At 66.3% G+C, this 17,856-nt stretch carries 19 protein-coding genes; 7 read left to right on the top strand and 12 right to left on the bottom strand.

Features of this window, described 5'->3' with window-relative positions:
- From typA to A5625_RS17400, 6 genes are all read right to left on the bottom strand, one after another.
- Positions 1-1,851: translational GTPase TypA (gene typA, locus A5625_RS17375; protein WP_066996494.1), on the bottom strand; the 1,851-nt coding region annotated here is incomplete at its 3' end.
- Between the two features lie 70 nt (positions 1,852-1,921).
- Complete coding sequence (gene narI / locus A5625_RS17380) at positions 1,922-2,653, bottom strand: respiratory nitrate reductase subunit gamma (RefSeq protein ID WP_066996445.1); 732 nt, start codon at positions 2,651-2,653, stop codon at positions 1,922-1,924.
- The gene (gene narJ / locus A5625_RS17385) at positions 2,646-3,314 is read right to left on the bottom strand and encodes a nitrate reductase molybdenum cofactor assembly chaperone (RefSeq protein ID WP_066996449.1); all 669 of its coding nucleotides are present in this window, start codon (positions 3,312-3,314) and stop codon (positions 2,646-2,648) included. The genes narI and narJ overlap by 8 nt, the downstream gene beginning before the upstream one ends.
- Positions 3,311-4,924 (bottom strand): nitrate reductase subunit beta, encoded by a 1,614-nt coding sequence (narH, locus tag A5625_RS17390; RefSeq protein WP_066996452.1) that lies wholly within the window; start codon positions 4,922-4,924, stop codon positions 3,311-3,313. The genes narJ and narH overlap by 4 nt, the downstream gene beginning before the upstream one ends.
- Before the next feature lie 34 nt (positions 4,925-4,958).
- Positions 4,959-8,654: a nitrate reductase subunit alpha gene (locus A5625_RS17395; protein ID WP_066996455.1), complete on the bottom strand. Its 3,696-nt coding sequence runs from the start codon at positions 8,652-8,654 to the stop codon at positions 4,959-4,961.
- Positions 8,655-9,099: 445 nt separating this feature from the next.
- Positions 9,100-9,504: a (deoxy)nucleoside triphosphate pyrophosphohydrolase gene (locus A5625_RS17400; RefSeq protein ID WP_066996458.1), complete on the bottom strand. Its 405-nt coding sequence runs from the start codon at positions 9,502-9,504 to the stop codon at positions 9,100-9,102.
- A gap of 213 nt (positions 9,505-9,717) precedes the next feature.
- Here A5625_RS17400 and A5625_RS17405 point away from each other — a divergent pair, with 213 nt between their 5' ends.
- Complete coding sequence (locus A5625_RS17405; RefSeq protein ID WP_066996461.1) at positions 9,718-10,491, top strand: DivIVA domain-containing protein; 774 nt, start codon at positions 9,718-9,720, stop codon at positions 10,489-10,491.
- A gap of 86 nt (positions 10,492-10,577) precedes the next feature.
- On the top strand, positions 10,578-10,862 hold the full coding sequence (locus tag A5625_RS17410) for a 4a-hydroxytetrahydrobiopterin dehydratase (protein ID WP_066996464.1): 285 nt from the start codon (positions 10,578-10,580) through the stop codon (positions 10,860-10,862).
- Here the strand turns inward: A5625_RS17410 and A5625_RS17415 are convergent.
- Entirely contained in the window at positions 10,859-12,121 is a 1,263-nt protein-coding gene (locus tag A5625_RS17415) for a mannosyltransferase (RefSeq protein ID WP_066996467.1), read from the bottom strand. The genes A5625_RS17410 and A5625_RS17415 overlap by 4 nt on opposite strands.
- 178 nt (positions 12,122-12,299) lie before the next feature.
- Here A5625_RS17415 and A5625_RS17420 point away from each other — a divergent pair, with 178 nt between their 5' ends.
- On the top strand, positions 12,300-13,070 hold the full coding sequence (locus A5625_RS17420) for a hypothetical protein (RefSeq protein ID WP_066996470.1): 771 nt from the start codon (positions 12,300-12,302) through the stop codon (positions 13,068-13,070).
- Between the two features lie 45 nt (positions 13,071-13,115).
- A complete protein-coding gene (locus A5625_RS17425; RefSeq protein WP_066996473.1) occupies positions 13,116-14,258 on the top strand; it encodes a hypothetical protein in 1,143 nt (380 codons plus the stop codon).
- A gap of 84 nt (positions 14,259-14,342) precedes the next feature.
- Here the strand turns inward: A5625_RS17425 and A5625_RS17430 are convergent, their stop codons facing one another.
- The gene (locus A5625_RS17430; protein ID WP_066951537.1) at positions 14,343-14,489 is read right to left on the bottom strand and encodes a DUF1059 domain-containing protein; all 147 of its coding nucleotides are present in this window, start codon (positions 14,487-14,489) and stop codon (positions 14,343-14,345) included.
- 28 nt (positions 14,490-14,517) lie between these two features.
- Positions 14,518-15,090 (bottom strand): HhH-GPD-type base excision DNA repair protein, encoded by a 573-nt coding sequence (locus tag A5625_RS17435; RefSeq protein WP_066996476.1) that lies wholly within the window; start codon positions 15,088-15,090, stop codon positions 14,518-14,520.
- Between the two features lie 112 nt (positions 15,091-15,202).
- Here A5625_RS17435 and A5625_RS17440 point away from each other — a divergent pair, with 112 nt between their 5' ends.
- Positions 15,203-15,754 carry a nuclear transport factor 2 family protein gene (locus tag A5625_RS17440; RefSeq protein ID WP_066996479.1) on the top strand — a complete coding sequence of 184 codons (552 nt, stop codon included), beginning with the start codon at positions 15,203-15,205 and terminating at the stop codon, positions 15,752-15,754.
- 13 nt (positions 15,755-15,767) lie between these two features.
- Here the strand turns inward: A5625_RS17440 and A5625_RS17445 are convergent, their stop codons facing one another.
- Both A5625_RS17445 and A5625_RS17450 read right to left on the bottom strand, forming a co-directional pair.
- Positions 15,768-15,992, bottom strand: coding sequence for a DUF5302 domain-containing protein (locus A5625_RS17445; protein WP_066996482.1), 225 nt, complete (start codon positions 15,990-15,992; stop codon positions 15,768-15,770).
- Between the two features lie 50 nt (positions 15,993-16,042).
- On the bottom strand, positions 16,043-16,486 hold the full coding sequence (locus A5625_RS17450; protein ID WP_066996485.1) for a PPOX class F420-dependent oxidoreductase: 444 nt from the start codon (positions 16,484-16,486) through the stop codon (positions 16,043-16,045).
- A gap of 64 nt (positions 16,487-16,550) precedes the next feature.
- On the opposite strand from A5625_RS17450, the gene A5625_RS17455 reads away from it, so the two are divergent.
- Positions 16,551-17,066 (top strand): DUF1697 domain-containing protein, encoded by a 516-nt coding sequence (locus A5625_RS17455; protein ID WP_066996488.1) that lies wholly within the window; start codon positions 16,551-16,553, stop codon positions 17,064-17,066.
- A 66-nt stretch (positions 17,067-17,132) separates the two neighbouring features.
- Here A5625_RS17455 and A5625_RS17460 read toward each other — a convergent pair whose 3' ends face one another.
- Positions 17,133-17,498 (bottom strand): GntR family transcriptional regulator, encoded by a 366-nt coding sequence (locus A5625_RS17460; RefSeq protein WP_066996491.1) that lies wholly within the window; start codon positions 17,496-17,498, stop codon positions 17,133-17,135.
- Between the two features lie 48 nt (positions 17,499-17,546).
- Between A5625_RS17460 and A5625_RS17465 the strand changes: the two genes are divergently transcribed.
- Positions 17,547-17,856, top strand: a 310-nt coding sequence (locus A5625_RS17465) for a Sir2 family NAD-dependent protein deacetylase (RefSeq protein WP_304441893.1), incomplete at its 3' end; no start/stop codon positions are given.

The raw sequence follows: 17,856 nt of genomic DNA on the forward strand, positions 1-17,856 counted from the left end.
GGAGGTGGCATCCAGCTCGACCTTGCGCACCCGCACGATCTCCGGGGTCACCTCGACGCATTCGTCTTGCGCGCAGAATTCCATGGCCTGCTCGAGATCGAGCTCGAGCGGCCGGGCCAGCGTTTCGATGACATCGGCGGTCGACGAACGCATGTTGGTCAGCTTCTTCTCCCGGGTCACGTTGATGTCGAGATCCTCTGCGCGCGGGTTGATTCCGACGACCATGCCCTCGTAGGTGTCCTGACCGGGTTCGACGAAGAACTGGCCCCGGTCGGCGAGCTGAATCAGCGCGAACGGCGTGATGGTGCCGGCCCGGTCGGACACCAGCGACCCGGTGTGACGGGCCCGGATCTCCCCCGCCCACGGCCGGTAACCGTCGAACACCGCGTTGGCGATGCCGGTGCCGCGCGTGATGGTGAGGAAGTCGGTGCGAAACCCGATCAGACCGCGGCTGGGCACGATGAAGTCCATCCGGACCCAGCCGGCCGCGTGGTTGGTCATCTCCTCCATGCGGCCCTTGCGCGCGGCCATCAACTGGGTGATCGCGCCGACGAACTCTTCGGGGCAATCGATCGTCATCGCCTCGAACGGTTCGTGCAGCTTGCCGTCGATGGTGCGGGTGACCACCTGCGGCTTGCCGACCGTGAGCTCGAAGCCCTCCCGGCGCATCTGTTCGACCAGCACGGCCAGCGCCAGTTCGCCGCGGCCCTGCACCTCCCACGCGTCGGGCCGGCCGATGTCGACGACCCGGATCGACACGTTGCCGACCAGTTCGGAGTCCAGCCGATTTCGGACCATCCGCGCGGTGAGCTTGTGGCCGGAGACCTTGCCCGCCAACGGCGAGGTGTTGGTGCCGATGGTCACCGATATCGCCGGCTCGTCGACGGTGATGCGCGGCAGCGCGTGGGCGTGATCGGGGTCGGCGAGCGTATCGCCGATCATGATCTCGGGCAGCCCGGCCACCGCCACGATGTCGCCCGCGACCGCCTCGTCGGTGGCGCTGCGCTCGACGCCCTCGGTCGCCAGCAATTCGGTGATCTTGGCGCTGGTGATCACCGGCAACCCATCCACCTCACGCATCCAGGCGACCTGCTGGCCCTTGCGCAGCTTGCCGTTGTAGATGCGGATCAGGGCCAGCCGGCCGAGGAAGGCCGACGCGTCGAGGTTGGTCACCAGCGCCTGCAGCGGCGCCTCCGGATCGCCCGACGGCGGCGGAATGTGCTCCATCAACACGTCGAACAGCGGATCCAGGTTGTCGCCGGCCGGCACCTCGCCGTCAGTGGGCTGTTCGGTGCTCGCGATGCCGGCGCGCCCGGATGCGTACAACGTCGGCAGGCCCAGCGCGTGCTCGGCCGCCGCGGCCGCCTCGTCATCCAGATCCGATGCGACGTCGAGCAACAGGTCGTGGCTGGCCTCCACCACCTCGGCGATGCGCGCGTCGGGCCGGTCGGTCTTGTTGACCACCAGGATCACCGGCAGATGCGCGGCCAGCGCCTTACGCAGCACGAACCGGGTCTGCGGCAACGGTCCCTCGGACGCGTCGACCAGCAGCAGCACCCCGTCCACCATGGACAATCCGCGCTCCACCTCGCCGCCGAAGTCGGCGTGGCCGGGGGTGTCGATCACGTTGATCACCGTCACGCTGCCGTCCGGGTTGTGACGATGCACGGCGGTGTTCTTGGCCAGGATGGTGATGCCCTTTTCCTTCTCCAGGTCACCGCTGTCCATGATGCGTTCCTGAGCGTCGTCACCCCGATGGTGCAGCGCGCCCGACTGCCGCAGCATCGCGTCAACCAGGGTGGTCTTTCCGTGGTCGACGTGGGCGACGATGGCGACGTTGCGAAATAGCACGTCGGTGATTGTGGCAGTGGGGGCCCGGGATAGCGAACCGGCTGGTGGCCGGGCGCCCTTCGCCGGTTCGCTACCAGCCCCGCCGGCGCGGTGCCGTGCCGACAAGTTGGCCCTTGTCGGCCGCCTCACGGCTGCGGTAGACGATGTAGGGCCGGAACAGGTAGACGACCGGGGCGCTGAACACGTGTACCAGCCGGGTGAAGGGCCACAGCGTGAACAGCACCATGCCGATCAGGGCATGCAACTGGTAGTCCAGCGGCGCGTTGATCATCACCTCGCCATGCGGCTGGAACACCCAGATCCGCCGGAACCACAAGCCGACCGTGTAGCGATAGTGGAACTCCCCGCCGTGCGGTCCGGTACCGATCAGGTCGCAGTACAGGCCCACCACGATCGCCAGCACCAGCACCACGTACATCACCTTGTCGCTGCGAGTGGTGGCCATGGACACCGCCGGGCGGGTGAACCGCCGGTAGATCAGCAACCCGATGCCGATCAGCGTCGCGATGCCGGCCGCCGATCCGGCGATCACCGCCTGCAGGTGATAGAAGTGGTCGCTCATCTTGAGCATCTGGGTGACCTTCGGTGGAACCAACAGCCCCATCACGTGTCCGGCGAAGACCGCCAGGATGCCGAAATGGAAGATCGGGCTGGCGATGCTGAGCAGTCGCGACTCGTAGATCTGCGAGGACCTGGAGGTCCAACCGAATTTGTCGTAGCGGTAGCGCCACCAGGTGCCCACGATCAGCACCGACAGCGTGACGTAGGGGGCGATGTCCCAGAACAGGACGCTGCTAAACACTGGGTGTTCCTTTGCGAGGTGGGACGGTCAAGGTAAACGGTTGCAGCCCAACGGCTTCCGCAGGCGGACCGGCTTTGGCCAGCCGCTCGGCGCGGAGGATTTCCTGATCGGTTGCAGCGGGCAGGGTCTCGCAGACCGCCGCCACGGTCGACTGGTAGGGAGATTTGGCGTCGGCCAGGGCACCGCGCAGCACGTCGATCGGCACCCGGTGCTGAGTCAGCAGTCGTCGCCCCACCTCGGGGTCGACGGTGGCGGCGAATTCGAGCACCACGGTCAGATGATCGGGCGCCTCGCCGCCCGGCGGCTGCACACCCGCCTCCCGGTAGGCGGTGGCGAACGCCAGCATCTCCCGGCCGCGGTTGCGGGTATCCCCCGCGGTCCAGTAGGTCAGATACATGGTGCAGCGCCGTCGCATGTCGAAGGTGGCGACGTAGTCCATCGCCGCGGTCATCGGTTCAGCCGCGCGCAGCGCCGTGACCGTCTGCTGCAGCAGCGCCGCCGGCGGACCGCTGATGTGGGCGAGCAGCTCGTCGACAACGTCCAGCCGCCCGGCCAGCCCGTCGTCGGGGTAAACCAGCAGCAGCGACGCCGCCTGCCACACCAGGCGATCCTGCATCACCCGGTTGGTGGAACGCTCCCGCAGCGCCGAAAGCAGCTTCATCGCTGCTGCGCTTCGGGAAACATTTCGGCGGGCACCCGGTGGCCGTCCCAGTTGAGCAGGTTCACCCGGCCGGACGGCCGCAGGTTGCCGGGATCGTCACCGCGCTGCTGGAGGGTGTGGAAGGTCTCCACCGACACCACCGGGTCCGACTCGTACATGCCGGGCCCGCCGTCACCCGTCAGCGAGCAGCCCATCTCCTCGAGGTCGCGGGCCTGCGGCGCGAAGGCGGTCGGAATGACATAGCGCTCTTCGTATTTCGCGATGGCAAGCAGCCGGTACATCTCGTAGATCTCTTCTTCGGTCAGGCCGACCGAATGCGGGATGTGCGGCTGAGTCTCGCGGCCGAGGTTGATGTCGCGCATGTAGGAGCGCATCGCCGCCAACCGTCTTAACACGCCTTCGACCACCGCGGTATCACCGGCGGTGAACAGTTCGGCCAGGTACTGCATCGGGATGCGCAGCGCTTCCAGCGCGCCGAACAGGTTGCCGACGTCTTCCCCGTCGTGACCGTCGCGGCTGACCGCGTCGACCACCGGCGAGAGCGGTGGGATGTACCAAACCATCGGCATGGTGCGATATTCCGGGTGCAGCGGCAGCGCCACCTTGTAGGTGTGGATCAGCGCGTACACCGGGGAACGCTGAGCGGCCTCGATCCACTCGTCCGGGATTCCCGCTGCCCACGCACCGGCAATGACGTCCGGGTCATTGGGGTCCAGCAGGATCTCGCATTGCGCCGGATACAGATCGGTCTCGTTTTCCACCGACGCCGCTTCCAGCACCCGGTCGACGTCGTAGAGCACCACACCCAGGTAGCGCAGCCGTCCCACGCAGGTCTCCGAGCAGATGGTCGGCAGGCCGACCTCCATCCGCGGATAGCACAGCGTGCACTTCTCGGCTTTGCCGGTCTTGTGGTTGAAATAGACCTTCTTGTAAGGACATCCGGACACGCACATCCGCCAGCCGCGGCAGCGGTCCTGGTCCACCAGCACGATGCCGTCCTCGCTGCGCTTGTACATCGCGCCCGACGGGCAGGACGCCACGCAGGACGGGTTGAGGCAGTGCTCGCAGATCCGCGGCAGGTAGAACATGAACGTTTCTTCGAGCGAGAGTTTGACCTCTTCGCTGACCTTCTTCAGGATCGGGTCCTCGGACAGGATCTCCGGCGACCCGGCCAGGTTGTCGTCCCAGTTCGGCCCCCACGAAATTTTCATCCGCTCACCGGTTATCAGGCTCTTGGGGGCGGCCGTCGGGAAGGTGTCACCCGCGGGGGCGGTGGTCAGGTTTTCGTAGTCGTACGTCCAGGGCTCGTAGTAGTCGCCGATGACCGGCAACTTCGGATTGGCGAAGATCCGCAGCAGCTTGTGCAACCGGCCGCCGTCCCGTAGCCGCAGCCGGCCCTTCTTGTCGCGGATCCAGCCGCCGCGCCACCGCTCCTGGTCCTCGTAGGTACGTGGATAGCCTTGTCCGGGACGGGTTTCGACGTTGTTGAACCAGACGTATTCGGTGCCCGGTCGGTTGGTCCAGGCCTGTTTGCACGTCACCGAGCAGGTATGGCAACCGATGCACTTATCCAGGTTCATCACCATCGCCAACTGCGCCATGACCCTCATCGCGGTCCCCCTTTCCGCGCCGTGTTGGTGCACATCAGTACTGCACCTCCTGGCTGCGGCGGCGCACCACGGTCACCTCGTCGCGCTGGTTGCCGGTCGGCCCTAAGTAGTTGAACGCGAACGCGTGTTGTCCGCAGCCGCCGGCCAAGTGGCTTGGCTTGATGCGCACCCGGGTCAGCGCGTTGTGGTTGCCGCCGCGCTTGTTGTTGGTTTGCGAGCGTGGCGTGTCCACGGTCCGCTCCTGAACGTGGTAGACGAATACCACACCGTCGGGCATCCGGTGGCTGACGATCGCCCGGCACACGTAGATACCGTTGACGTTGACCGCCTCTACCCAATCATTGTCGTGCACATTGATTTTCGCCGCGTCCCCCGGACTCATCCACATCGTCGGGCCGCCGCGGGACAGCGACAGCATGTACAGGTTGTCCTGATAGGTGGAGTGGAACGACCACTTCGAGTGCGGGGTCAGGTATCGCACGGTGAGGCCGATGCCGTCCTCGCATACGCCAAGCGTGGGCTGGCCGAACAGGCGGGCCATGTCCAGGGGCGGCCGGAACACCGGCAGATGCTCGCCGAGTTCCTCGATCCAGTCGTGCGCGAGATAGAAGTGCATCCGCCCGGTCAGGGTGTGGAACGGCTTGAGGTTCTCGATGTTGATGGTGAACGGCGCGTAGCGACGACCACCCGTTTCGCTGCCCGACCATTCCGGGCTGGTGACCACGGGAACGGGCCGAGCCTGGGTGTCGGCGTAGCTGATGCGCTTGTCCTCGCTCCCCTCGGCCAGATGCACCAGCCGCTGACCGGTGCGCTTTTCCAGTTCGTGGAAGCCTTCGACCGCCAGCCGGCCGTTGGTGGTTCCGGACAGCAGCAGCACCACGTCGGCCATCCGTGCAGCAGTGGTGATGGCCGGGCGTCCGGCTGCCACACCGGATTTCATCACACCGAACTTGGCGGCGAGCTCCTCGACCTCGCGGAACGGGTGCACGGTGACACCCTTGGTGGTCAAGCCGAATTTGTCGACGAGCGGACCCAGAGTCAGCCACTTGTCGTAAATGGCGGTGTAGTCGCGCTCCACCACGGTCAGCTTGCCCATCGTCCGCCCGGGCGCCGGCGCCGCACCGGTGTGCAGCCAATCCTGTTCGGTGCCATCGGGATAGGCCATCGCATCCGGTGTGTCGTGCTGCAGTGCGGTGAGCACCACATCGGTGCGGGTGCCCAGATGGTCCTTGGCCATGGCGCTGAAGGCGCGGGCGATGGCACCGAATGCGTCGAAGTCCGAACGGGTTTCCCACGGTGGATCGGTCGCGGCACTGAATGCGTGCACGTAGGGGTGCATGTCGGTGCTGGAGATGTCGGCCTTCTCATACCAGGTAGCCGCCGGCAGCACGACATCGGACACCAGCGTGGTCGAGGTCATCCGGAAGTCGATCGACATCATCAAGTCGAGCTTGCCCTCGGGGATGTCCCCTTCGCAGGTCACGCCGACGGGCCGTACCCCGTCCTCGGGCGGCAGCGCCGAAGCGTTGGAGTCGGTGCCCAACAGGTGACGCAGGAAGTATTCGCCGCCCTTGCCCGAGGACCCGATCAGGTTGGCCCGCCACACGGTAAGCACCCGCGGCCAATTCACCGGGTTGTCCGGATCGGTCACGGCGAGTTTGAGTTTGCGCTGGCCGAGCTGTTCGGCCACGTAGTCGGTGACGTCGCGATCAGCGGCGCGTGCCTCGTCGGCCACGTCCAGGCTGGATCGGTCGAACTGGGGATAGAACGGACTCCACCCCATGGCCACCGAGGACGCCAGCAGGTCCATGGTGTGCTTACCCGCGAACCTGCCCCGGCCGACCGGGCTGGCCAGTTTGTCCGCGCCGTATCCGTCGTAGCGCCATTGGTCGGTGTGTGCGTACCAGTACGACGCGCCGGGCACCTGTCGCGGCGGGCGCACCCAATCCGTTGCCATGGCCATCGTCTGGAATCCGGTGAGCGGGCGCACTTTTTCCTGGCCGACGTAGTGGGCCCAGCCACCGCCGTTGCGGCCCATCGATCCGGTCAGCATCAGCAGTGCCAGCACCGCACGGTAAATCGCGTCGCTGTGGAACCAGTGGCAGATGCCGCCACCCATGATGATCATCGAGCGGCCGCCGGATTCCTCGGCACTGTGCGCGAATTCCCTTGCCACCCGGATGGCCTGGGCGGCCGATACTCCGGTGATCGCCTCCTGCCATGCCGGGGTGTTCTGCTGAGTCGCGTCGTCGTACCCGGTTGGCCATTCGCCGGGCAGGCCGGGTCGTGCCACGCCGTACTGGGCGAGCATCAGGTCGAAGACGGTGCACACCATGTGTTCACCGATACGGCGTACCGGGACGCCGCGGGCCACGGTCGCGCCCTCGCCGTCCACGGTGTCGAAGCTGGCCAAGTGGACCAGCGCGGTGCTGTCATCTGCTGTGCCGTGCGCGTCTCGCACACTGAGCGCCGGCGTCAGGTCGCCGAGGTCGAGGTTCCACTTTCCGACGCCGGACTCGCCGTACCGAAACCCCAGCGAGCCATACGGCACCACAACCGAATTGGTGACCTCATCCAGCACTGCGGGCTTGAGTGCGGCGTTCTCGACCGGCTCGCCCAGGTCCGCCGCCGTCAGGTTCTTGCCCGGGACCAGCATGTCGCCACGCTGTTCCAGCTTGATCAAAAAGGGCAAGTCGGTGTAGCGGCGGGAATAGTCGGTGAAGAACGGAACCTGCTTGCGCACATAGCATTCGGAGAGAATGACGTGACCCATCGCCATGGCCAGCGCGCCGTCGGTGCCGGCCGCGCAGGGCATCCACTCGTCGGCGAACTTGGTGTTGTCGGCGTAGTCCGGGCTGACGGTCACCACCTTGGTGCCGCGGTAGCGCGCCTCGGCCATCCAGTGCGCGTCGGGTGTGCGGGTGATCGGAACGTTGGAGCCCCACATCATCAAATACGCTGCGTCCCACCAATCCCCGGATTCCGGCACATCGGTCTGGTCGCCGAAGACCTGCGGCGAGGCCACCGGGAGGTCGGCGTACCAGTCGTAGAAGGACGTCATGGGGGCGCCGATCAGCTCGAAGAACCGCGAGCCCGCGGTGTAGGACACCATCGACATCGCCGGGATCGGAGAAAATCCGGCGACGCGATCCGGCCCGTAGGTTTTGATGGTGTGCACGTGGGCGGCGGCGATCAACTCGGTGGCCTCGGCCCAGGTGATCCGAACCAGTCCACCCTTTCCGCGAGCCTGCTGATAGCGACGACGGCGTTCGGGATCCGCCTGGATGTCGGCCCAGGCCAGCACCGGATCGCCCAGCCGCGCCTTGGCTTCCCGGTACATCTCGACCAACATCCCCCTGGCATACGGATAGCGCACCCGGGTGGGCGAGTAGCTGTACCAGGAGAACGACGCACCACGCGGACAGCCGCGCGGCTCGTACTCGGGCCGGTCCGGACCCACCGACGGATAGTCGGTCTGTTGGGTCTCCCAGGTGATGATCCCGTCTTTGACGTAAATCTTCCACGAGCATGATCCGGTGCAGTTCACCCCGTGGGTGGAGCGAACCACCTTGTCGTGGCTCCACCGGTCGCGGTAGAAGACGTCGGCTTCGCGGCCGCCCTGGCGCGTGACGGTGCGCAGATCGGCCGAGATCTCACCGGGGGTGAAGAACCGCCCGCTGCGTTCCAGGAGTTCCTCGAGCACTCCGCCGATGTGAGGTGTGACAGTCAAAAAACGCTCCTCCGATTCGATAGCGTCGCGCCTCGTCGACGGGCCGTTCGTTCGACCCGGTGTGTGTTGTGTTCGGCAATCAGCCCGGTGATCCAGCCGCCCAACCCGGCCCGGATCGGCTCAGTGTTCGGCATTTCAAGCCCGCAAGCTGGAGGGCAATTCGGCTCAGCATAGGTCTGGATCGGGGACGGAATCAGGTTCGCCGCGGGTGGGAAGTTGTTGGAAAAAGGTGTCATGAGCATTGGTTTTGGCGGCCCCGGTCGCTGTCCCCGGCCCGGCGTCGAGGCCGCGACGGCAAGGTCTGAACAAGCATCGACTCGCTATCGGCACGCGCATCCAGGGCAGCTTTTGTGGCGTCTTGTTTACACGTCATGGCGTTCTCTTCAGTTCACTGCGAAGACCTGCAACACGGCTGTACATCAGCTGCCGGGAGTCTGTGTACTTGTTATGAGGTAGCTGTTTGCAGCGCGGTGGTCAGGTCCCCCAACCAGCCGCGATCGGCCGGAACCCAGTCGAGTTCGTCGAGCTCAGCAGCGGTGATCCAGCGCAACGCGCGGTGGTCACGAGCGTCGGGTTCGCCCCGGATCAGCCGCACCCGGTAGGCCCGAAGCGTGATCCCGCCCGCCACTATGTCGGCACCCAACCGGTGGCCGACCGCGACGTCGCCGACCGCCAGGCCCAACTCCTCGGCCAACTCGCGAGCCAGCGCGTCGCGTTCCGTTTCGCCGGGCGCGACCTTGCCCCCGGGCAGCTCCCAGCGGCCGGCCAGCGCCGGCGGACGGACGCGCTGCGCCACCAAGAGCTTGGAGTCGCAGATCAGGGCGCCCGCGACGACAATCTGGGTCGGCATGGCCAGTGACGGTATACCGCCGGGGCCGTCAGCCGGGCACGGCGCCCTTGGCCGGCGACGGTCGAATTCATCGCCAACGGCGTCGAACCCTCCCGATGCGGATCGAATTCCCTTGCAGCACAACGGCTCTGTTACAGTTTGAGCGCCACCGTGGGATACTCGACGCTAGTCGGGTCACTATCCAATAGGCACTTCCAGGAATGGGGGGTGGCAATGATCACCGAACCGGCAAAAACGTTCCCCCGCACCTTCAGAGGCTATGACACGGCTGCGGTCGATGCCTACATCCAGGTGTTGCTCGCCAAACAAAAGCTCCTGATCGACGAAGTCAACGATCTCAGGACCCGGCGAAACGAATCCGGCGATGAAGCGGCCGCGCTGCGGATCGAAGTCGCCTGCCTCGCCGACGAGGTCGCCCTGCTCTCGGACACTTCGCCGTCGCCCTACGCGATGCAACATCGGATGGGGAGGTTGCTGCGGCGTGCGCTCGATGAGATCTCCCAGATGCAGAGCGAGTCGCGCGCCGAGGTAGAAGCGCGCGTCGCCGAGGCTGAGGCCGAAGCCGAGACCGCTCAACGAGAGCACCGGGAGTTACTGGCCGACATCGCCGCGCAGCGACAAGCGCTGGAGGCAGAGTGCGCGGCGACCCGAAAAGAGTTCGATGCCGAGCTCGCCAGGATGCGGGCGGAAGCCCAATCGTCGATCGACAAGGCGTGGCAGGAAGCCCAGGATGAGCGCGAACAACTCCTCGCCGACGCAAAGCAGCGGGCACGCTATTTCGATGATCAGGCCCGCAGCACGCTGGCCGAGGCGAATCAGCAACGAATCATGATCCTGGAGGAACTGATGGGCGTGGCCCGCGACCTGCAAAGGGTTCCGGCGATCCTCGAGTCGGCGTACCAAGGACGAAACAATCCGCCGGAGTCAAGCGTCGTGGTGCAGCTGGATCAGAAGAATCAGCCAACAGGCCCCGCCGTTGCGTCGTAAGTGACCCCGCCATCCGGGAGGGTCGCATCTTCGGTCGCCGCGAATTCATCTCCGTGGCGTGACCGGCGAAGGTATACCGTCGGGGCATGGCTGTGTTAACGGATGAGCAAGTAGATGCCGCACTGCCCGACCTCAACGGATGGGAGCGCGCCGAGGGCGCCCTGCGCCGCTCGATCAAATTTCCGAGTTTTCTCGCCGGCATCGATGCCGTACGCCGGGTGGGCGAGCACGCGGAAAGCAAAGACCATCACCCGGACATCGATATTCGTTGGCGGACAGTGACTTTCGCTCTTGTCACGCACTCGGAGGGTGGCATCACCAAGAACGATATCGACATGGCCCGCGATATCAACGGCATCGTCGACAGCTAGAGCGCCACTGCGCCCTTGTTCTCCCGGCTGCCGGCGGCCGCGATCCAGATCAACGTCGCCACCGCGGCCACGATGTAGATGAGCCCGGCCCAGGCCAGGTACCACGGCCGGCTGATCTGCCAGATGTTCGGTTGGGCGAAGCTCAGCAACCACGGCACGCCGATCACGGTGAGCCCCAGCCAACCCCAGCCCACGATGCGCGCTCCGCGCAACTCGCGCCCCGGGCCGTGGATGGCCCAGATCATCAGCGGCACCAGCCACACCCAGTGATGGGTCCACGAAATCGGTGAGAGCAGCAGCCCGAACAGCTCCACCACCAAGAGCCTGCCCAGCCGATCGGCGGAGTCCAGTGCGCGCCAGGCCAGCACGGCCAGCACCGCGGTGACGGCGACGGCGGCCACCAGCTGCGGGCCGAAGCCGACATCATGGCCCAGGATCCGCGAAATGCCGCCGCGCCAGGACTGATTGAACGACGTGGCGATGGGGCCCACCCGGTGGGCGTCGCCCAGCAGGTCGGTGAAGTAGTACCGCGTCTGATCGCCGACCACCAGGACCGAAATCCCAATGGTGGCAACGAAAACGACCGCCGAGAACACCGCCGCGCCCCACCGGCGGGCGCCGACCAGATAAACGCCGGAGATCGCCGGGGTCAGCTTGATTCCCGCCGCCACGCCGATCAACAGTCCCGACAGCCACCACCGCGAGGTGTAAACCGCCCACAGCACCGCCGTCATCAGCAACACGTTGACCTGGCCGTAGTCGAATGTGCTGCGCAGCGGCTCGATCCAGATGGCGATGGCCGTCCACAACATCGCGAGGCGTCGGCCGTCGCCGGCCGCGACGCCCATCAGACGCTGGCTGAGCCGGATCGCGCCGTAGAGCGCGGCCATGGTCGCGATCTGCCACAGGAAAGCCACCAGGCCGAACGGCAACACGTGCAGTGGATAGAAGACCACGGCCGCAAACGGCGGATAGGTGAACGGCAGCGGGAAGTCCGGCGTCTGGTCGGCGTAGACGTAGCTGTACAAGGTGCCGGGACGGTCGATCGCGGCCGCCCCGCCGAGGTACACGTGCAGGTCGACGAAGTTCGCGCCGTTAGGAGCCAGATACGTCCAGGCCAGCCGCGCGGCGACGCTCGCGACGAGCAGCATCGGCGCCGACACCTGAAGGAGACTCGCCAACCGTTGGGTAGTGGGTGCCGCCGGGGCGGCCGAGGTGGTGTTTATCCGCCCGACTTTAGCGAGCGGGACATCCGCCACGGCGCTGTCGGTCCGCGCCCGCTCTAAAAAGCCCGTAACAACGCCGATTTCGCGCGTTCGGTCACCGCTGTCACTCGTATCAGTAACGAGTTCATAAATGCCACACGTGTCACTTGAGTCTCATCTGCATCAAAGTAACTTCAGCGCCGAACCTGTAATCGATCAATCAGGGAGAGTCATGCCAACCATCTGGACTTACATGCGTGCAGCCGCCGTCGTGGTCGGTTCGTCCGCAGCGCTATTGACGGGCGGTATCGCCCACGCCGACCCCGTGCCGGCCCCACAACTGCCGAACATTCCGCAGCAGCTGATCAGTTCGGCGGCCAACGCACCGCAGATCCTGCAGAACCTCGCGACCGCTCTCGGCGCCACGCCCCCGGCGGCTCCGGCCAATGCGGGGATCAGCTTCCCGGGTGTTCCCGCGGCCACCTCGCCGGCGAGCCCGGCGTCTCCGGTGGCGGGTCTTCCCTCGCTTCCCGGGCTGACGCAGTCGGCGACTCCGGCGGCCCCCGCACCCTCGTCGGCAGCCAACCCCTTCCTGCCCGGGCTGACGCAGTCGGCGGCGCCCGCCGCGCCGTCAACGGCTACCGGTGGCATTCCGGGGATGATCCAGGGCCTGACGGGTGCGCAGCCGGCCGCTGCGGCTCCCGCCGCGCCGGCCGCTCCGACGATCCCGGGACTGCCGACGATCCCGGGACTGTCGACACCGGCGGCACCGGCCACTCCGCCGGCCCCGCCGGTTCCGCAGGCGCAGGTCAACATGCCGGCGATGCCGGCTGGCCTCCCGGTCAGTGTGCCGCCGAAAGTGACGCTTCCGCAGGATCTGCCGGCGCTCGCTTCGGGGCAGGCGCCGGGCGCACCGGCACCCGCGGCACCGGCACCCGCGGCAGCGGGGGCACCCGCCCCGGCCGCCAGCCCGGTAGCGCCGCTGCTGGCCGCCCTGCCCTGATCAGTTTCATCAACGGCTAAACCACTACGAGAACCGGAGGACACCGTGGCAACCACTTGGAATCTGTCCAAAGGTTTGGCCGCTGTCGTCACGGCATCGGCTGTCGCGTTCGGGCTCTGCCCGAGCGCGGCAGCCGACCCGGCGGCGCCGCAGCCGATACCACAACCGAATGCGGCCCAAGGACTGCCGGGCCTGCCTGCCCTGTCGCAGCTCAGCCCGCTCATCCAGCAGGCGGCCAGTGACCCGCAGCAAGCGACACAGCTGCTGATGGCCGCCGCGCAAGCCTTCGCGCACAACCCGACCACCCCTACCGAGTCCAAAAACGTTGCGGCAGCGGTGAATCAGTTCGTCGCGGAGCCCGGCGCGCCGGTGCCCAACGGCGTGACGCCGCCCGAAACCGCGCCGACGCAACACGTGCCCGCAGCAGGAGTAGAACCCGGTTTGCAGGCGCACCTGCCGGCCGGTATCGACCCGGCACACGCCGCAGGTCCGGCCCCCGCCGCTGCTCCGGCACCCACAGCGCCCGCCGCTCCGGCACCGCAGGCGCACCTGCCGGCGGGTATCGACCCGGCACATGCCGCCGGCCCGGCCCCCGCCGCAGCACCTGCCGCACCGGGGCCTGTGCAACCGGCCAATGTCCCCGTCGCGGCACCCGTCCCGGCGCCACCGGCACCGGCCGCGACACCACCGGCTCCCGAAGCCGCACCGGCACCGGCACCTGCTCCGGCGCCCGCGCCGGACGCCGTGCCCGCGGCGGCAGCTCCGGGGTTCGGCGCTGACACGCCGCCCACCCAGGACTTCATGTACCCGTCGATCGGCACCAACTGCCTGGCGGACGGCACCAGCGCCATCGCTACCGCGCTGTCGGTAGCGGGGCCGGCCAAGATTCCGCTGCCCGGCCCGGGACCCGGCCAGACCGCCTACGTGTTCACCGCGGTCGGCACGCCCGGGCCAGCCGAGGTGCAGAAGCTGCCGCTGAACGTCACCTGGGTGAACCTCTCCACCGGCAAGTCGGGGACGGTGGCCCTCAAACCGCGTCCGGACATCAACCCGGACGGGCCGACGACATTGAGCGCGATCGCCGACACCGGTTCGGGCAGCATCATGTCGACGATCTTCGGGCAGGTCACCACCAAGGAAAAGCAGTGCCAGTTCATGCCAACGATCGGCTCCACGGTGGTGCCATAACCGGCCGACCCCACCATTTCACCGTCTGCGAATGCGCGTGTACCCCGACCGGGGGCACGCGCATTCCCGTTGGACGGTGCGTCGCTAGTACGCCATGAACAAGATGGCGTCGCGGTCGTACTCGAGGCCAGGATGATCACTGGCGAGGTGAGCTTGGGTCAACTCGACCAGTTCGTCCTCATCCTTGCCGACGATGGCTTCGCCGCACGGACACGTTATGTGTGTCTTCACGTTGTCGCCCTTCCCTTCTGTGCACCCACTACTTCGCCGCTTTGGCTGCCGCTTTCAACTGCTTCTTGTAGGAACGCACCTCAGCCATCGATTGGGCGTCCACGATATCGGCAACGGAGATGTGCGTGCCGGCTTTGCCGAATTGCCCGGCCGCCGCGCGCCAGCCTTTGACAGTAACGCCGTACTGTTTGCCCAGCAGTGCCAGAAAGATCTGCGCCTTGACGTCGCCGAAACCGGGCAGGCCCTTGATGCGCCGCAGCAGCTCCTCGCCATCAGGGTCGCCCGCGGTCCACAAACCGGCGGCATTGCCGTCGTAACGGTCCACGATGATCTGGGCCAGGGTCTGGATACGTTTGGCCATCGATCCCGGGAACCGGTGTATCGCAGGCTTTTCCGAGCACAACGCGGCGAACTTGTCGGGGTCGTACTCGGCGATTTCATGGGCGCCGAAGCTGCCCATCCGGTCGGCGATCTTCTTCGGTCCCGCGAAGGCGGTCTCGAAGGGCACCTGCTGATCGAGGACCATCCCGATGAGCAGCGCCAATGGATTCTCGTCCAGCAGCGCGTCGGCCTCGGGATCTTGAGCCAGCCAAAGTTTCATCCGTCAAAGACCTTCCTTTCGCTGAACACCCTACGACCGTGACCCAGTGGTTGGACACTAACCGCCAAGACGCCGCCCACGATCAGCACCATAACCATCGAGTTATCGTGACGTGGTGGTGGATGAGGCCCGATTGGCGCTGATGCTCGACCGCGACGAACTGCACGCGCTGGTCAATTCCTATTGCCGGGCCGTCGACAGGGCCGATTACGCAGGCCTCCGAGAGCTGTACCACCCCGACGCGACCGACTCGCACGGTTCGTTCTCGACGGGCGGCGTCGAACAGTTCATTGCACAATTACGGGCCGCCGAGCCGTATGTGCGGGTCTCCCAACACAACGTCACCACAACGAACTTCGTGGTCGAAGGCGACACGGCCCGCGGCGAGATCTACTGCCTGGTATTCCACACCTTCGCCGGCCCCGAGCACGACATCGACGTCATCATCGGCGGGCGGTACCTGGACACCTACACCAGACACGACGGCCACTGGAAGTTCATGCAACGCACCATCGTGGCGGACTGGGCACACCAAAACGACCCGTCCGCAGTGAACTTCGAACACCCCAGCACCCGAGGAAGCCTGCGCGGCAAACCAGGCCAAGCCGACCCCTCGATCGGCCTATTCACCGACCCGGGACTCAACCAAGGGCTAGTCCCCTAGTACTTCTCGGCAATCAGCCGCTCTTGCGGCGGAATTCGCGCCGGTTTCCCACCGCACCGTGCGCCCGCGCTTGCTTGCCCGTGCCGTCCTTGTGGTCGGACCCATTCGAGGATTTCGCCATCTTGCGGTCCAGGGCTTCGCGGAATTTGCGCTTGGTGTCGTCGTCCGACCCGGGCGATCCGGCAGCCCCCGAAGATTCCGACGACTTCGCACCCTGCCGGGCATTCGATTCAGCCATACCGGGCAGCCTAGTCCCGGTCCGGCCAAATGGTTTGGTAGGCGATGCGGCTACCGCATACCCGGCGGCATGCCGTACATGTGCGAGATCGGCAGCGTCAGCAGCACCCGCCGGTCGGTGACCATTGCCTGGCGGTATTCATCCCAGTCCGGATGTTCACCTGCGATGTTGCGGTACAACGCAATCAGCGCCTCCACGGTGTCGTCGTCGGGCGCGGCGGCCGGCGGCGTCAGCTCGGCAGTGCCTTCGGCGACGGCATAGGACCACCCGTCGTCGGCGTCGACCAGGATCGACGCCCGCGGGTCGCGGCGCAGGTTGCGAGTCTTGGCCCGCGGCTCGGTGATCGATACCTGGATCGCCAAGCTGCGTGGGTCGAAGTGATAGCTCACGTTCGACAGCTGCGGCCGTCCATCGCGCTTGATGGTGGCCAGCACCCCGAGGGAATGTCCACTGATCAAGGCCAACAGCTTGTCGTCGAAGACTTGGCGTCCCATGACGAAAGCCTACGTCGGACGGCCCGGGATCGTCGTTGTCGGGCCGAGGTGATGCAATCGATCCATGACCAAGTACGCGGCGTTCCTGCGTGGCGTCAACGTCGGGGGCGTCAACCTGAAGATGGCCGAGGTGGCGGCCGCATTGACCGACGCGGGGTTCACCGAGGTACGGACTATCCTCGCCACCGGCAACGTCCTGCTCGAGTCAACCGCCGGTGTGGCGTCGGTGCGCAAAAAGGCCGAAGCCGCGTTGCGTGACCGGTTCGGCTACGACGCGTGGGTGCTGGCCTATGACATCGACACGGTCCGCGCCGTGTCCGACGCTTACCCGTTCGAGCGTGAGGTCGACGGCTATCAGTCCTACGTAACCTTCGTGGCCGACCCGGCCGTGCTGGACGAACTCGCCGCGCTGAACAAGGGTCCCGACGAGAAGATCCGTCGCGGTGACGGCGTGATCTATTGGCAGGTTCCCAAGGGCAGCACCCTGGACAGCAGCATCGGCAAGACGATGGGTAAGCCGCGGTTCAAGTCGTCGACCACGACGCGCAATCTGCGCACGCTGGACAAGGTGTTGCGCTGAGCTGCGGCAAGCAGACAGTTTGTGCGCCAAGACTTTTCGGGGATATCGACGCCCACCGATTACGCCTCACTCGTCGGGCACCGCTTCGATGTAGCGCACCGCGTCGGCTTTGCCCAGTCCGAGTCCGCGCGCAACGCGAACGTACTCGCGGGCCGCGGCCGCCATCGCGGCGTCGGTCGGGTCGTACCGGGCGATGAAAGTGCCGAAGCGGCCCCGCGTTTCGATGATGGCGGCGCTTTCCAGCTCCCGGTAGGCGCGAGCCACGGTGTTGACGGCGACGCCGAGCTGGCTGGCCAGATCACGCACGGTGGGCAATCGGCTGCCGGGCGGCAGCGCGCCCTCCCGGACTCCTTCGATGACCTGCGTCCGGAGCTGGTCGAACAACGGCTTTCCCGCCTTCATGTCGACCTTCAACCAGTCACCCAGCTCCACGACTTCAGTATCCTCCACCTATCCACCACCCCTGACTATCTTGGTGGAATGCGAGTAGCGGTGCTCAGCGGCGCAGGTATTTCCGCGGAGAGCGGTGTGCCAACCTTCCGCGATGACAAGAACGGATTGTGGGCCCGCTTCGACCCCTATGAGCTGTCCAGCACACAGGGCTGGCGCGACAATCCGCAGCGGGTCTGGGGCTGGTATCTGTGGCGTCACTATCTGGTCGCCGATGTCCAACCGAATGCGGGCCATCGCGCCATCGCCGCCTGGCAAGACGACGCCGAGGTCCCCACCACCACCATCACGTCGGCTGCCTCGGTCGCCTCGATGGCGCGCTGCCACGGCTGGTCGGGCA

Source organism: Mycobacterium sp. 1465703.0 (assembly GCF_001672975.1).
Lineage (GTDB): Bacteria > Actinomycetota > Actinomycetes > Mycobacteriales > Mycobacteriaceae > Mycobacterium.

What these genes read in the sequence shown, in the direction of transcription:
- narJ (WP_066996449.1), bottom strand. Translation starts at nt 3,314, where the DNA reads ATGAAGCTGCTTTCGGCGCTGCGGGAGCGTTCCACCAACCGGGTGATG.
- narH (WP_066996452.1), bottom strand. Translation starts at nt 4,924, where the DNA reads ATGAGGGTCATGGCGCAGTTGGCGATGGTGATGAACCTGGATAAGTGC.
- A5625_RS17400 (WP_066996458.1), bottom strand. Translation starts at nt 9,504, where the DNA reads ATGCCGACCCAGATTGTCGTCGCGGGCGCCCTGATCTGCGACTCCAAG.
- A5625_RS17405 (WP_066996461.1), top strand. Translation starts at nt 9,718, where the DNA reads ATGATCACCGAACCGGCAAAAACGTTCCCCCGCACCTTCAGAGGCTAT.
- A5625_RS17410 (WP_066996464.1), top strand. Translation starts at nt 10,578, where the DNA reads ATGGCTGTGTTAACGGATGAGCAAGTAGATGCCGCACTGCCCGACCTC.
- A5625_RS17420 (WP_066996470.1), top strand. Translation starts at nt 12,300, where the DNA reads ATGCCAACCATCTGGACTTACATGCGTGCAGCCGCCGTCGTGGTCGGT.
- A5625_RS17435 (WP_066996476.1), bottom strand. Translation starts at nt 15,090, where the DNA reads ATGAAACTTTGGCTGGCTCAAGATCCCGAGGCCGACGCGCTGCTGGAC.
- A5625_RS17445 (WP_066996482.1), bottom strand. Translation starts at nt 15,992, where the DNA reads ATGGCTGAATCGAATGCCCGGCAGGGTGCGAAGTCGTCGGAATCTTCG.
- A5625_RS17450 (WP_066996485.1), bottom strand. Translation starts at nt 16,486, where the DNA reads ATGGGACGCCAAGTCTTCGACGACAAGCTGTTGGCCTTGATCAGTGGA.
- A5625_RS17455 (WP_066996488.1), top strand. Translation starts at nt 16,551, where the DNA reads ATGACCAAGTACGCGGCGTTCCTGCGTGGCGTCAACGTCGGGGGCGTC.